Origin of the sequence: Winogradskyella sp., from assembly GCF_028289625.1 — a bacterium.
Classification (GTDB): Bacteria; Bacteroidota; Bacteroidia; order Flavobacteriales; family Flavobacteriaceae; genus Winogradskyella.
In genome coordinates, this window is sequence record NZ_JANQOM010000053.1 from 77,064 (window position 1) to 92,761 (window position 15,698).

Consider the following 15,698-nt stretch of genomic DNA (forward strand, 5'->3'; position numbering starts at 1 on the left):
ATGTACACCATTGTGCTAATTGCCAATGCACTATACATTATTCTCTTTTACTTTATAACAGCATCATTCGCTTAAACTTATGCCACAAACTTTAGACTGGATTGACTGGACGGTTTTAATAGCCACCTTAGCCACCATTGTAGGTTACGGCACTTGGAAAACCAGAGGCAGTAAGAACGTTCTGGACTATGTTAGAGGTGGTAACACCGCAAAATGGTGGACTATTGGCCTATCGGTAATGGCAACACAAGCTAGTGCGATTACCTTTTTATCCACAACAGGCCAGGCATTCTCTGACGGTATGGGATTTGTTCAATTCTATTTTGGACTACCTATAGCCATGGTCATTATCTGCTTAGTATTTATTCCACTCTATCATCGTCTAAAAGTTTATACCGCTTACGAATTTTTAGAAAACCGATTCGACCTCAAAACCAGAACCCTTACAGCAATTCTATTTTTAATTCAACGTGGACTAGCAGCTGGTATTACTATTTTTGCACCAGCAATTATTCTATCGGTTGTATTAGGCTGGAATATCATAACACTTAATATCATCATAGGTGTTCTGGTAATTATTTACACAGTTTCTGGTGGCACAAAGGCAGTAACCGTAACGCAAAAACAGCAAATGTTTGTCATTTTTGCTGGTATGCTTGCAGCGCTATACGTAGTGATAGATAAGTTTCCAATTGATGTTTCTTTTACCGATGCCATTGATATAGCAGGAGCAACAGGCAAAATGCAGGTTTTAGACTTCTCATTCGATTTAGAGAATAGATACACCATTTGGACAGGACTCATAGGTGGTACTTTTTTAATGTTATCCTATTTTGGAACAGATCAAAGCCAAGTACAACGGTACCTATCCGGAAAGTCTATGAAAGAAATGCAAATGGGCTTATTGTTTAATGGTTTATTAAAAGTCCCTATGCAATTCTTCATATTGCTAGTTGGCGTTATGGTATTTGTATTTTATCAATTTAACCCTGCACCCTTGAACTTCATTGGTGCATCAACACAAACGGTTTTAGCTTCAGAATACGGTGATGCTTATAAAACCCTTCAAAATAAACAGACTGAACTTTTTGACATAAAGCAACGATTGAGTTTGGCATATGCCAAAAGTAAAAATGAAGGTTTAAAATCGGAATTACTTCTCATCGATAGTCTAGAAAAAACCTATCGTTCAGAATCAAAATTTCTTATTAAAAAAGCTATTGATCCCGAATATAGCGACACTTACACTAAGCTTCAAGAAGAAGTTGAAGCTTTGAAATCTAATCCTGATGATGAAGCTTACAAGGAAAAATCTGCCGAACTCTCTACACTTTATAAAGACGCTGCGAAAGATACACAGACCAATGATAGGGATTATATGTTTATCCGATTTATCTTAAATCACTTACCCAAAGGTTTAATCGGGCTTTTGTTAGCTGTAATTCTTTCAGCTGCCATGTCTTCAACGGCATCAGAAATAAACGCATTGGCCACGATTACCTCTATTGATTTATACGGACGAAACCTGAAGGAAAATAAAGGTGAGTTGCACATGGTAAACATGACCAAATGGTTCACTTTTGGTTGGGGAATTGTAGCCATTATCATAGCTTGTTTTGCCAACTTAGCTGAAAACTTAATTCAACTCGTTAATATTATAGGTTCTATATTTTATGGCAATGTATTGGGCATTTTCTTATTAGCATTTTTCTTTAAATATATTAAAGGTAACGCTGTTTTTATTGGTGCTTTAATCACCCAAGTTTTTATTATCGTATTGTATTTCTTGGATACTGCAGAAATTATCGATTTACCGTATTTATGGCTTAACTTAATTGGTTGTCTTATTGTCATTCTAATTGCGCATCTTTTACAATCTATGACATCTAAAAAAGCAAATGTTTGAGTCCACAAACCATTCGTTGGGGAATAATTGGCGCAGGCTAAATTGAAAAAAAAGAAGCATAAATCTCATCACTGAATTAAATCAAATTAGGCGCACTGTAGATTTAAACTGTAACTGACACAAATAAAAAAGCACAACTCTATGGTTGTGCTTTTTAGATGTTATCTTAATAAAGAACGTTTACATCGCTCCCCATTCTTTTAGTGAGTCTTCATTCATTTTGATGTAATCTGCATTCCCTCTAGCTTTAGCTCCTTCTAAAGACTTCTTAGCTGCAGCAATAGCACCTTTTTTATCACCGTTAGCTGCATGAATCAAAGATTGTTGTCTTAGATACCAAAAACGAGGTTGGTCACTAGTCATTTCTACGGCTTTATCTATCCATTCCATAGCCATCTTTAAATCCTTACCCTCAGATAAATTATATACTGCCGCAGCATAATAATCATTGGGAGAAGGTCCAGACATTACTTGATCTATAGATGCAGAAACTTTAGTATCTGTAGGGACTTTAAATGTTACTGCAGCATAACTATTCTCCCAAATAAATCCTATGCTCGCAGAACTGTTAGTTAAATCATCGATTCCTATGGTCCAAGTTTCAACATTCATAGGCATTTTATAAACTGTAGCCGAAGCTTTAGCAGCAACTTTAGAATCGTCCCACTTTCCTGGAGTTCCCCAATTTTCAGTATCCGAATAAAAGAAGACATCCCAAGACTCTTGATTTGGAGAAATAAAAATGGCGTAAGAACCTGCTTTTAAGGCATTGCCATCAATAGTAACATCATCACTAAAAGTAATTATGGTGTTCTTATTGGCTCCAGCTCGCCACATCTTGCCAAATGGTACCAAATCACCAAATATTTTTCTTCCTTTCATACTTGGACGTGAGTATTCCAAGGTAATATCAGTCAGACCAACCTTTTGTTCAATTTTTGTAAAAGGACTTGGCTGAGGAGTTTCAACTTGCGCATTAACAGAAAACATTAGAGTTAACGCAAATGCAAAAAGTACTAATTTCTTCATTTTGTTTAGTGTTAAGTGGTTTTTTATTAGTGGGATAAAGGTACTACTTAACATAGGGTGCAAATGTTAAGGAATACTTAAAAGAAACAAATTATTATAAAGAATAGTATTCCAAATCAATTATTAATCGTAATATTGCAATATACAAATTAATACAGCCATGGGATTAACAAAAAGCGAAATTTTCACAGATGCACAAAACGAAATCGCCACACTTTCCAAAGCCTTTGCACACCCTGCACGCGTAGCTATCTTGCACCATCTCTTTAAGACCAATTCATGTATTTGTGGTGATTTGGTAGATGAAATCGGATTGGCTCAAGCTACAATATCACAACACCTTAAAGAATTGAAAACCCTAGGTTTAATAAAAGGAAATATAGAAGGCACAAGTGTTTGTTACTGTATAGACCAGGAAAAATGGGAAGAAATGAAACACTTACTAACTGCATTTTTTAATCAAGATATAAAAGCCAATAACTGTTGTTAATTATTTATTATGAAGCTATCTGAAATAAAATCAAAGCTCAAAGCACTAGATACCATTGCATTTCAATTACCTAATGGAACCTTAGTACCTCGGCATTTTCATGTCACTGAAGTAGGCAAAATCACAAAAGACTTTATTGATTGTGGTGGTACCGTTAGACACGAAGCAGTCGTTAACTTTCAATTATGGGAAGCCAATGACTACGATCACAGACTTCATCCCGAAAAACTATTAAAAATCATTGAACTTTCACAAAACATCCTAGATATAGATGATTTGGAAATCGAAGTGGAGTATCAGGGTGATACCATAGGCAAATACAATTTAGACTTTGATGGAAACAACTTTCTATTAACCACAAAGCAAACCAATTGCTTAGCTAAAGACAATTGTGGTATTCCTACTGAAAAGCCGCGTATACGATTATCGGACTTACAAAAAAAGTCCGCTTGTTGTGAACCAAGTTCTGGCTGTTGTTAAAACCCTATAAATCAAAACCAATGGTATTTAAAACCATAAAAGAAGAAATTAAGCAGCTAGACGTTACATCCATTGATGAACAACGAAAAACCATTTTGCAGCTTTTAATCGATTTCATTCAGAACAAAATCAAGGAAGGGGCTATTATTAACCTGAATTTTATTTGCACCCATAATTCGCGTCGCAGTCATTTATCTCAAGTTTGGGCACAGGCTTTGGCACATTATTACAACCTTAAAAATGTTTACACCTACTCTGGTGGCACTGAAGCCACAGCCCTATTTCCTTCGGCTGCTGAAGCTTTAGAAAGTTCTGGATTTCAAATTGAAAAACTTTCAAACGAAACCAATCCTATATATGCGATTAAATATGCCGAAACTAAACATCCGATTATCGGATTTTCAAAAACATTCGACGCTGCTTTCAATCCATCGTCAGAATTTGCAGCGATTATGACTTGCGATTCGGCCAATGAAGCTTGCCCATTTGTTCCTGGGTCAGAACAACGCATTCCTTTAACTTATGAAGATCCAAAAGCATTTGATAATACATCGCAACAAGCTGAAAAGTACAAGGAACGTAGCCTTCAAATTGCTACGGAATTAAAATATGTATTCGCAAATTTAAAAGAATAAAGTCCTAAAAATTTCATTGCTGACATGAAAAAATTAAGCTTTCTCGATAAAAATCTCACCTTATGGATATTTATAGCTATGGCTATAGGTGTAGGAATTGGTTACTTTTTCCCAAACTTCCCAAATTTTGTCAATTCGTTCAACAAGGGTACAACTAATATTCCGATTGCTATAGGATTAATTTTAATGATGTATCCACCACTGGCAAAAGTAAACTATGCACTGCTACCAAAAGTTTTTAAGGATGTAAAAATATTATCCATTTCACTAATTCTTAACTGGATTATTGGTCCCGTATTAATGTTTGTCCTAGCCATATTATTTTTAAAGGATTACCCTGAATACATGGTGGGTTTAATTCTCATTGGTTTAGCGCGTTGTATCGCGATGGTTTTAGTTTGGAATGACTTAGCCGAAGGGAGTAGCGAATATGGAGCAGGATTGGTTGCTTTAAATAGTGTTTTTCAAGTTTTTGGATATAGCTTTTATGCCTATATTTTTATTACCGTACTTCCACCCTATTTTGGTTTTGAAGGAGCTATTGTAGATATTTCTATCGCTACTATTGCAGAAAGTGTAGCTATTTACTTGGGCATTCCTTTTTTGCTTGGTATCCTATCCCGAAGTATTTTGGTAAAACTTAAAGGAGAAGAATGGTATGCAAAAAAATTCATTCCTAATATTTCTCCAATAACGCTCATTGCCTTACTCTTTACAATTGTGATAATGTTCTCCCTTAAAGGCGAATTAATTGTTGAAATTCCTATGGACGTTATCATTATTGCAATACCACTTTTAGTATATTTCACGATTATGTTTATCATTGGCTTCTTTTTTACTAAAGCTGTAGGGGCAGAATACGATAAAACAGCTTCCGTTGCTTTTACAGCCGCTGGAAATAATTTCGAGTTGGCTATAGCTGTTGCCATTGCCGTATTTGGTCTAAATTCTGGCCAGGCTTTTGCCGGTGTAATAGGGCCTTTAGTGGAAGTCCCTGCACTAATCTTATTGGTAAAAGTGGCCTTTTGGTTGCGTAAAAAATATTACATTACATATAATGCAAAGCCTTAATATTAGGCACAAATCCTGCAATACGTTAAATTTTGTTTAACCTTAATTAAAAATAGTTAAACAATTCGTATCTTTACATGGTAAAATAAGCACCATGGCTAAGAAAAAATCAATATCACAAGCAGACATTATTGGGTTTTATATGGATCATGTATTGATGCATAATGAAAATCCTAAATCAGTTTATTCCTTTGCAAAGGACAATAATTTTGAGGAACAACAATTTTATGAATTTTTTGCATCATTCGATTCCCTAGAGCAATCCATCTTTAAAATATTTTTTGACAATGCGCACGCTGTTTTAGAGAAAAGCGAAGAGTATTTAACTTTTGACGCTAAAAATAAGCTACTGAGCTTTTATTTTACGTTCTTCGAAATTCTAACAGCAAATAGAAGTTACGTTACTTATGCCCTAGAAGGACATAAATCGTCCCTTAAATCTTTAAGAACTCTAGTACATCTAAAAAAGCGATTTGTCAACTATATTGAACATTTAAATATCAAAATTATTGACCTTAGGCAAGAACAACTTACAAAGTTGCAAAACAGAAGCTTAAAGGAATCGGCATGGTTACAATTATTATTAACCATCCGTTTTTGGTTAGATGACACCTCGCCTTCTTTTGAAAAAACAGACCTATTTATTGAAAAATCCGTAAGAGCAAGTTTTGATTTAATAGATACCACACCTCTAAAAAGCATTATTGATCTCGGCAAATTCCTATACAAGGAAAAAATGCACATGAATTAGATGAAAACCATAGATAGTATACCAATAACCAAAATATCCCGAGCCTCAAAACTAGTGACTACTGGTGCAAAAGTCGGTGTTAATTATTTAAAATATTATGGAGACAAAATGGTGAATTCCAAGGAAGAAGCCAAAGAACGTCTCAATCAGAATAACGCAGAAGACATTTACGACAGTCTAAAAAAGCTAAAAGGTAGCGCACTCAAAGTTGCGCAAATGTTGAGTATGGAAAAGAGCATTTTACCAAAAGCTTATGTCGAAAAATTTTCGTTATCACAATTTTCAGTGCCGCCACTATCACCACCTTTGGTGATAAAAACGTTTAAAAAATACTTTGGGAAGCATCCCGATGAACTTTTTGATACTTTCAACGCAACTTCAGTAAATGCTGCGAGCATTGGTCAAGTACATATCGCAGATAAGAATGGGAAAAAATTTGCTGTGAAAATCCAATATCCTGGAGTTGCGGAGAGTATCGCTTCAGATTTAGCTTTGGTTAAACCTGTGGCTATTAAAATGTTTAATATCAAAGGAAAAGACTCCGATAAATATTTTAAGGAAGTTGAAGATAAGCTAGTCGAAGAAACCAATTACCTTCTAGAAGTAGAACAAAGTAAAACTGTTGTTGAAGCTTGTAAGCACATTCCAAATTTAAGGTTTCCCAATTATTATGATGAGTATTCATCGGAACGCATAATAACCATGGACTATATGAAAGGCAAACACCTTTCAGAATTTGTAGCTCATAATAAGAATCAAGACTTATCAAATAAGCTTGGACAAGCGCTTTGGGATTTCTACATGTATCAGATTCACAAACTCAAAAAAGTGCATGCAGATCCGCATCCAGGGAATTTTTTAATATCCGAAGACGGTCATTTAATTGCTTTGGATTTTGGTTGTATGAAATTCATTCCAGAAGAGTTTTACGTCCCCTATTTTGAACTTGCCAAAAAAGAAAGCATTGAAAATCCAGAAGTGTTTAAGGCAAAGATGTACGAATTGGAAATCTTACGACCTGACGACTCTGAAGACGAAGTCCAATTTTTTAGTGCCATGTTCTATGAATTGCTAAGTCTTTTTACACAGCCATTTCACAATGAGGTATTTGATTTTTCAAATCCCGATTTCTTCAACCAAGTCGCAGAAATGGGTCAGAAATATTCCAAAAGTACCGAGCTCAGAAATATGAATGGCAATAGAGGGTCTAAACATTTTATATATATTAATCGTACATTCTTTGGTTTGTACAATCTAATGTTCGACCTAAAGGCCGAAAACATAAAAATCAATAATTTCATTAACCTATAAATGGCACAGTTTACTTTAGACGATATCAACAATATGCATCATTTATACCGCATCAACTTAATTAATAGTTGTTCGGGTTATAAATCTGCGAATCTTATCGGTACAAAAGATGAATTGGGTACGAGTAATGTTGCTGTTTTTAGTTCTGTGACTCACTTGGGATCAAATCCAGGTCTGTTAGGGTTTTTCTTAAGGCCTACTACGGTTACAAGAAATACGTATGACAATATAAAATCGACAGGTAAGTATACTATAAATCATATTCATCAAGACATTCTAGAAGATGCGCATCATACCTCGGCTAAATATGATGCGTCGATATCAGAATTTGATGTAACTCATCTTGAAGAAGACTATAGAGACGGTTTTATTGCGCCTTTTGTTAAGGGTTGCCCTATTCAAATGGCCATGGAATATGTTGAAGAATATCCTATTAAAGCTAATAATACTATTTTGTTGATTGGTAGAATTACCAAATTATATGTCCCAGATAATCTATTAGAGAACGATGGTTTCATTAATTTATCTAAAGGAAAAGTAGCCACAATTAATGGCTTGGATGGCTATGCCGTACCCGAATTAAAAACCCGATTAGAATACCAAAGACCTAAGGCTATAATTGAAAAAATAGATGGCTGATGCGTATTCTAATAACTGGCACAACAGGCTATATAGCCAAACGATTAGCACTCCAGCTTCTCGAAGCTAAGCACGAGCTTGTTTGTTGTGTTCGTGATATGAATCGTATTCCAGATGAAATTGAGGAACACCCTCAGTGCACCTTTATTAAATTAAATTTTTTAAATCCCGAACCAAATAAAATCTCCAAAGACATTGATACGGCTTATTACCTTATCCATTCCATGGCGACTCAGTCTGAAGACTTTGAGGATTTAGAACGGCAATGTGCTTCAAATTTTAAAACACTTATTGCATCTACAAATTGTAAACAGGTCATTTATTTGAGTGGTATAGTTAATGACAATTCGTTGTCTAAGCATTTAAAGTCACGATTGCAAGTCGAAGAAACCCTTAAATCTGATGATTATGCCTTAACCACATTTAGAGCAGGTATTATTGTAGGCAGTGGTAGCGCTTCGTTCGAAATCATTCGGGATATTGTTGAAAAGTTGCCACTAATGATCACACCAAAATGGCTGAATACCAAATCACAACCCATTGGTATTCGGGACGTTCTCACCTACTTGTCGGGCGCCATAGGGAAAGAGCAACTTTATAACAAATCGTACGACATCTTTGGCCCAGAAATATTGACTTATAAAGACATGCTATTGCAATTTGCAGAAGTAAGAGGATTAAGAAGATACATCTATACATTACCCGTATTAACGCCAAAGTTATCATCCTACTGGTTATACTTTGTAACGTCCACATCATTTCAGCTGGCACAAGCATTAGTTGATAGCATGAAAGTTGAAGTGATTGGTAAAGCCAGTGATATCAATGAGCATATCGATATTAAGCCTATGACCTACAAAACTGCCGTCGATTTAGCCTTTCAAAAAATACAGCAAAACTCTGTGATTTCTAGCTGGAAAGATGCTGTTAGCAGCGGTGTATTTAACGATCAGCTTTCTAAACATATTGAGTTGCCACAGTTTGGTTGTTTTAAGGATGTACGCTCGCGTAAAGTAAAGGATGAGCAATTCACCATAAACAAAATTTGGAGTATCGGAGGCCGCAATGGATGGTACAGTTTTAATTGGTTATGGAAACTAAGAGGTTATGTCGATAAGTTATTTGGTGGTGTTGGTTTGCGCAGAGGTCGAACGCATAATACCTATTTAGAACCTGGTGATCCACTTGACTTCTGGCGTGTATTATTCGCTGATAAAGAAGAAAAACGCTTATTGCTCTTTGCAGAAATGAAATTACCTGGTGAAGCTTGGTTAGAGTTTAAAATCGTTAAAGATAAATTATACCAGCGTGCTGTATTTAGACCAAAAGGGGTTTGGGGACGTCTGTATTGGTATATGGTTTTACCGTTCCATGCTTTTGTGTTTAAGGGCATGATAAACGCTTTGGTAGAACCAAAATGAAAGGCACTAAGAAACAACATCTACCAGAAAAAATATGTCTGGTTTGTGAGCGCCCTTTTACTTGGAGAAAGAAATGGGCAAAGGATTGGAACAATGTAAAATATTGCAGTGAAAAATGCAGAAGACAAAAAAAGTTAGCTTAGTTTGGTTTAGAAACGACTTAAGAACCGTTGACAATGCTGTTTTGGCCGAAGCATGCCAAAATAGCGATTATGTCGTTGGCATATATTGTTTTGACCTAAGACTATTTCAAGTGAATACATTCGGATTTAAAAAAACCGAAAAGTTTAGAGCAAAATTCTTGATTGAAACTATTCAGAATCTAAAATCACAACTAGACGCTCTAAATATTGATTTGTTGGTTTACCATGATTTGCCCGAAACCGTAATACCCGAAGTCTGTGAAACTTATAACATCTCTAACATCTACCTTCAAAAGGAATGGACTCAAGAAGAATTGGATATAGAAAAAGCTTTGGTGGCTGAGGTTCTCGAAGCCACCAATAATAGCCATAAGAATATTCACTTCCACTCCATCTACAATCAGTTTCTATATCATCCTAAAGATATCAACTTCGAGGTTACAAAAACACCTCAGGTTTTCACCGTATTTAGAAAAAAACTTGAAAAGTACATTCCAATACGTGAAGAGATTCAGACAGAAAAACAACCCGAAGAGAATAGAATCAATAACAACACATCCATTCCTAGTCTTTCAGAATTAGGTTTTGAAGAATTTGAAGTTCATCCACACTCAGCCTTCCCTTTTAAAGGCGGGGAAACTGAAGCTTTGAATCGCCTAGAGGATTATTTCTTTAACACCAAAAAATTAGGATTTTATAAAAAAACCAGAAATGGTTTGATGGGTGTAGACTATAGTTCAAAATTCTCACCATGGTTAGCAAATGGCAGTATCTCAGCAAGAACGATTTACCATAAAGTGAGACAGTTTGAAAGAGAACACTTTAAGAATCAATCGACCTATTGGCTGATTTTTGAATTGATTTGGCGTGACTATTTTAAATATGTGTCTATGAAGCATGGCAACCAAATTTTTAAATTGGAAGGGATTCTTCAAAAGGACTATGAATGGTCAAAAAATCAAAACCAAATAAATAAATGGATTAATGGCGAGACATATTCTGATTTTGTGAATGCAAACATGATCGAACTCAAAGAAACTGGTTGGATGAGTAATAGAGGTCGCCAAAATGTAGCCTCCTATTTTGCCAAAGAACTTGAACTCGATTGGCGTATTGGCGCCTCCTATTTTGAGTCCTTGCTCATTGATTATGATGTTCATAGCAATTATGGCAATTGGATGTACGTCTCTGGTGTTGGCAACGACCCAAGAGACCGCAAGTTTAATGTACAATTACAGGCTGAGCGCTATGACACGAATGGAAAATTTAGAAAGCTTTGGTTGCAACCGAGTTTGTTTTGAAATAAAAAAACGTCACATCGAGTGATTCTGAAGAATGAAGAATTGTATCGAGATGGCATCTAGTTCTCGATATGTCCATACGTTCATCGTCAAGACACTCAAACTGACAACAGAGAAAAATGAAAAAGAAAGAAGCGATATTAGTATTCCCCCATCAACTGTTTAAGAATTCACCCATTCTTGAATTAGATTATGACATCTACCTGGTCGAAGAGTTTTTGTTCTTTAGGCATTACAAATTTCATAAACAAAAAATTGCGTTTCATCATGCTACAATGAAAGCCTATGAAGACTATCTAAAATCTAGTGGTAAGCAGGTTAACTATATCGAAGCTACATCTGGTTTATGTGATGTAAGAACCCTAATTCCAAGTTTAATTGCCAACGGGCTAAAGAGGCTTCACATTATTGACCCTACGGACAATTGGCTTCAAAAGCATATTAATTCGGTTTCTAAACACATTGCAATAACATGGTATGAAAATCCATTATTCATTAATTCAAAAGATGAACTAAATGCATTTTTTAAACCATCCAAAAAGAAATTCTTTCAAACAGCATTCTACAAACAACAGCGCAAAGACAGAAACATCTTAATGGAATCTGGAGAGCCAAAAGGTGGAAAATGGACTTATGACACAGACAATCGAAAGAAATATCCCAAGGACAAAACACCACCCAGCATTCAATTTCCTAATAAAACTCGTTACCATAAAGAAGCCGAAAACTATGTTGAACACTATTTTAGTAATCATCATGGCAAATTATCAGACTTTATCATTTACCCTATAGACTATAATTCTTCTGAGGCCTGGCTACAACAATTCTTCGAGATTAGATTTCATGAATTTGGTATTTATGAAGATGCGATTGTAAAGGAAGAACATTTTTTAAACCATAGCATCCTTTCACCTCTTATCAATGTGGGTCTATTAGAGCCGATGGATGTTATAAAAAGCGCTATTGAATACGCCAACAACAATAGTATTCCACTTAACTCCACCGAAGGTTTTGTGAGGCAAATTTTGGGTTGGAGGGAGTTTATCAGAGGGGTTTACGAGGCAAAAGGTACTGAAGAACGCACCAAAAACTTCTGGGATTTCAAGCGTAAAATACCAGCTTCATTTTATGATGGAACTACTGGAATCCAACCCATAGACGACATTATACGTAAAGTAAACAAAACAGCCTATGCCCATCATATAGAACGTTTAATGATTTTAGGAAACTTCATGGTGCTTTGCGAATTCGATCCCGACGAGGTCTACAAATGGTTTATGGAATTATTTATTGATGCGTACGATTGGGTAATGGTACCAAATGTGTATGGCATGAGTCTGTATGCCGATGGTGGTTTAATGTCAACAAAACCCTACATAAGCAGCAGTAATTACATTATGAAAATGAGTAACTATCGCAGAGGAGATTGGCAATCTACTTGGGATGGACTGTTCTGGACCTTTATGGATAAACATCGTGATTTCTTTCTTAGCAATCCCAGACTCAGCATGCTGATACGCACTTTTGATAAAATGAAACAAGACACCAAAGACATGCATTTTAAAAATGCACAAACCTTCTTAGAAACTTTAGAATGTCAAACAGAGAGCCTATAAATGTAGTTTGGTTAAAGCGCGATTTGAGACTTCAGGACAATGAAGCTATTTCTAATGCCTTAAAATCTGGTAAACGCACCCTTCTAGTCTATGTATTTGAGTTCATTTTGCTAAATGATAGCCATTATGATGAACGTCATTTCAATTTTATAAAGGAATCCCTCCTGGATATTAATGCCCAATTAGAAGCATCTAACACCAAAGTCTTATCTGTGACGAGCGATATACAAACTGCTTTCAATCTTATACAAGAATTTTATAGAGTTGATACCATTTTTTCTCACGTAGAAACAGGATTACTCGTGACTTACAATAGAGATAAAGAGTTTGCTCGCTACTGTAGAAACAATATAATTAATTGGGTAGAGAGTAAAAACAATGGTGTTGAACGTGGTTTAGTGAATAGGGATAATTGGTTTGAGAATTGGGAAGCATACATGTATAAAAATCTTGAGATATTTCAACCTAAAAATCATCAATTGGTTAATACAGAAGAAATCCAAACCTTAGAAAAGGTTTTTACAGTAGCTGATTTACAGACTCCATCTAACACAAAATTTCAAACAGGTGGTAGTACCACTGGGTGGAAATATGCAGATTCCTTCTTTGAAAGTCGCCATGAAGATTATATGTTCAACATTTCAAAACCTGAAGCATCACGTACCAGTTGCAGTAGAATTTCCCCATACATCGCTTGGGGTAATTTATCCATTAGACAAGTATTTCAAAAAGCACAAGAGGTAAAAGTCAATACAAAAGATAAGCGACACATTGGTGCATTTATATCGCGTTTAAGATGGCAAGCTCATTTTATTCAAAAGTTTGAAATGGAACACACCATGGAAAATGCCAGTGTCAATAAAGGGTACCATAAGCTTAAAAAGAGCATTTCAAAAGGATATCAAAAGGCTTGGCGCAAAGGACAAACAGGATTTCCTCTGGTTGATGCAAGTATGCGCTGTTTAATAGAAACGGGCTATGTCAACTTTAGAATGCGCGCCATGTTGGCATCGTTCTTTACACATATTTTATGGCAACCATGGCAAGCGGCCACCACGCATTTATCGCAACAATTTTTGGATTTTGAACCAGGCATACACTTCCCGCAACTACAGATGCAGGCAGGTGAGACAGGTATAAATAACTTAAGAATATATAATCCTACTGTAAACAGCTTAAAACATGATTCTGAAGCTATTTTTATTAAAAAATGGGTGCCAGAATTAGCACATTTAGATACACCATTTGTTCATGAGCCTTATCTCATGACAGAAATGGAACAAGCCTTCTATAATTTCAAATTAGGTATAGATTATCCAAAGCCAATAGTTGATATCAAAGAAAACCGTAAAAGAGCAAGCGATATCTTGTGGAATATGAAGAAAGATCCTGAAGTCATTCAAGAAAGTTTTCGCATATTAAAACGACATACTATAAAAGACAGAAATCGTATGTTACGGAATGAATAAACCACTTTCACAAAGTAATTTTCTTACATTCTTAATTCTGTGTTAAACTTTGTTTAACTTTAATTAAAAAAGGTTAAACATTTTATATCTTTACAGTGTAATGATATTGAATACAACACATCACAACCCTGAGCACAAACAAATTATAGCTGACCTTATTGGCAGTCCTTTTAGTTTGGTACAGAAATTGAAAATGCATGGCGTGGGCTCTAAGCGCATGATTGTGGATGAAGTTAGTCCTAATATGCAGAGCATGATGAACAAAGTGTCAGATATTAATTATGCGAATATAGAATTAAGACCCAAAGGAATTTTGGTAATGATTAATCAAGGTTTAAAAAACTTTACCTGGATTATTCCTTATTATCAATTAGTCATATACAAAGTTAATGGTTCTAGTATTCATGCACAGGGAAGATTCATTCATTTCAGAAACAACAAGACGTTTAAAGAAAACAAAAAGTTTTTTGATAAACTGATGGATGAAAAAGTGAAGTATGATATGCAATATGCCATGCCTCAGAGTTTATGATGCTAGAGGTAAAAGACATTGATAGAATTATAGAAATGGCGTGGGAAGACCGCACACCTTTCGAAGCCATCACCTATCAATTCGGGCTTAAGGAACAGGATATCATTGAACTGATGCGAAAGGAAATGAAACCGAGCAGTTTCAGAATGTGGAGAGCACGTGTGCAAGGCAGAGCAACAAAACACAGTAAAAAAAGAACGTTTGGCAAGGGCAGATTTAAATGCTCACGTCAAAGGACAATAACAAATAACTCTATTTCAAAACGTTAACACGTGCTTTGATTTAAGCTTGGAGTACTTAAAGACAGCACATTAAAAAGATTCTATGAATACAGAAACGATTTCCAAAAAAAATGGTCAGCACCTTAATGGATTTAGTATTGAAGATATAGGTGATGATCATCTATTTACTTCGTTAGACACACCAATGAAGCCAAATGCTTTTGATATGCCTAATGAAGAAAAAAAAGAACGTATATCCATATTATTTTCAGAAATAATGGACGTACTAGGTTTAGATTTAACAGACGATTCATTGAAAGGTACACCAGACCGTGTGGCTAAAATGTACGTCGAAGAAATATTTTCAGGATTAGATCCAGCAAACAAACCGAAAGTGGCCTTGTTCGACAACAAGTACCAATACAACCAAATGTTAGTAGAGAAGAATATTACATTCTACTCTAACTGTGAGCACCACTTTGTCCCTATAATTGGTAAAGCACACATTGCTTACAAGTCATCTGGCAAAGTTATTGGCCTATCAAAATTGAACCGCATAGTACAGTATTATGCCAAACGTCCTCAAGTGCAAGAACGATTAACAAATCAAATTGCCAATGAGCTTAAAACCGTTCTGGATACTGAAGATGTAGCAGTAATCATCGATGCCAAGCATTTATGTG

The 15,698-nt window shown here is 35.5% G+C and carries 17 protein-coding genes; 16 read left to right on the plus strand and 1 reads right to left on the minus strand.

The window, feature by feature from the left end; genetic code table 11:
- Window positions 1-79 precede the first annotated feature (79 nt).
- Complete coding sequence (locus Q0992_RS11025; RefSeq protein ID WP_299523895.1) at window positions 80-1,906, plus strand: sodium:solute symporter; 1,827 nt, start codon at window positions 80-82, stop codon at window positions 1,904-1,906.
- A gap of 180 nt (window positions 1,907-2,086) precedes the next feature.
- On the opposite strand, the gene Q0992_RS11030 is transcribed toward Q0992_RS11025, so the two are convergent.
- Window positions 2,087-2,935: a DUF2911 domain-containing protein gene (locus tag Q0992_RS11030; RefSeq protein ID WP_299523898.1), complete on the minus strand. Its 849-nt coding sequence runs from the start codon at window positions 2,933-2,935 to the stop codon at window positions 2,087-2,089.
- Between the two features lie 160 nt (window positions 2,936-3,095).
- Between Q0992_RS11030 and Q0992_RS11035 the strand changes: the two genes are divergently transcribed.
- From Q0992_RS11035 to folE, 15 genes are all read left to right on the plus strand, one after another.
- The gene (locus Q0992_RS11035; protein WP_299523901.1) at window positions 3,096-3,425 is read left to right on the plus strand and encodes a helix-turn-helix transcriptional regulator; all 330 of its coding nucleotides are present in this window, start codon (window positions 3,096-3,098) and stop codon (window positions 3,423-3,425) included.
- Between the two features lie 9 nt (window positions 3,426-3,434).
- The gene (locus Q0992_RS11040; protein ID WP_299523904.1) at window positions 3,435-3,905 is read left to right on the plus strand and encodes a DUF6428 family protein; all 471 of its coding nucleotides are present in this window, start codon (window positions 3,435-3,437) and stop codon (window positions 3,903-3,905) included.
- 20 nt (window positions 3,906-3,925) lie between these two features.
- Window positions 3,926-4,540 (plus strand): protein-tyrosine-phosphatase, encoded by a 615-nt coding sequence (locus Q0992_RS11045; RefSeq protein ID WP_299523907.1) that lies wholly within the window; start codon window positions 3,926-3,928, stop codon window positions 4,538-4,540.
- 24 nt (window positions 4,541-4,564) lie between these two features.
- Window positions 4,565-5,611, plus strand: a complete 1,047-nt coding sequence (gene arsB / locus Q0992_RS11050) for an ACR3 family arsenite efflux transporter (protein ID WP_299523910.1) — start codon at window positions 4,565-4,567, stop codon at window positions 5,609-5,611.
- Between the two features lie 94 nt (window positions 5,612-5,705).
- The gene (locus tag Q0992_RS11055; RefSeq protein WP_299523913.1) at window positions 5,706-6,362 is read left to right on the plus strand and encodes a TetR family transcriptional regulator C-terminal domain-containing protein; all 657 of its coding nucleotides are present in this window, start codon (window positions 5,706-5,708) and stop codon (window positions 6,360-6,362) included.
- Window positions 6,363-7,673: an AarF/UbiB family protein gene (locus tag Q0992_RS11060; RefSeq protein WP_299523916.1), complete on the plus strand. Its 1,311-nt coding sequence runs from the start codon at window positions 6,363-6,365 to the stop codon at window positions 7,671-7,673.
- Window positions 7,674-8,312 carry a flavin reductase gene (locus Q0992_RS11065; protein WP_299523919.1) on the plus strand — a complete coding sequence of 213 codons (639 nt, stop codon included), beginning with the start codon at window positions 7,674-7,676 and terminating at the stop codon, window positions 8,310-8,312.
- Window positions 8,312-9,733: an SDR family oxidoreductase gene (locus tag Q0992_RS11070; protein ID WP_299523922.1), complete on the plus strand. Its 1,422-nt coding sequence runs from the start codon at window positions 8,312-8,314 to the stop codon at window positions 9,731-9,733. The genes Q0992_RS11065 and Q0992_RS11070 overlap by 1 nt, the downstream gene beginning before the upstream one ends.
- Window positions 9,730-9,876, plus strand: a complete 147-nt coding sequence (locus Q0992_RS11075; protein ID WP_299523925.1) for a DUF2256 domain-containing protein — start codon at window positions 9,730-9,732, stop codon at window positions 9,874-9,876. The genes Q0992_RS11070 and Q0992_RS11075 overlap by 4 nt, the downstream gene beginning before the upstream one ends.
- Window positions 9,849-11,177, plus strand: a complete 1,329-nt coding sequence (locus Q0992_RS11080) for a DASH family cryptochrome (protein ID WP_299523928.1) — start codon at window positions 9,849-9,851, stop codon at window positions 11,175-11,177. Before Q0992_RS11075 ends, Q0992_RS11080 begins: the two co-directional genes overlap by 28 nt.
- A gap of 119 nt (window positions 11,178-11,296) precedes the next feature.
- Window positions 11,297-12,793: a cryptochrome/photolyase family protein gene (locus Q0992_RS11085; RefSeq protein WP_299523931.1), complete on the plus strand. Its 1,497-nt coding sequence runs from the start codon at window positions 11,297-11,299 to the stop codon at window positions 12,791-12,793.
- Complete coding sequence (locus Q0992_RS11090) at window positions 12,772-14,262, plus strand: cryptochrome/deoxyribodipyrimidine photo-lyase family protein (protein ID WP_299523934.1); 1,491 nt, start codon at window positions 12,772-12,774, stop codon at window positions 14,260-14,262. Before Q0992_RS11085 ends, Q0992_RS11090 begins: the two co-directional genes overlap by 22 nt.
- 100 nt (window positions 14,263-14,362) lie before the next feature.
- Entirely contained in the window at window positions 14,363-14,794 is a 432-nt protein-coding gene (locus Q0992_RS11095) for a hypothetical protein (protein ID WP_299523936.1), read from the plus strand.
- Complete coding sequence (locus Q0992_RS11100) at window positions 14,791-15,063, plus strand: TIGR03643 family protein (protein WP_299523938.1); 273 nt, start codon at window positions 14,791-14,793, stop codon at window positions 15,061-15,063. Before Q0992_RS11095 ends, Q0992_RS11100 begins: the two co-directional genes overlap by 4 nt.
- Before the next feature lie 55 nt (window positions 15,064-15,118).
- The coding region (folE, locus tag Q0992_RS11105) for a GTP cyclohydrolase I FolE (RefSeq protein WP_299523940.1) at window positions 15,119-15,698 on the plus strand (580 nt) is incomplete at its 3' end.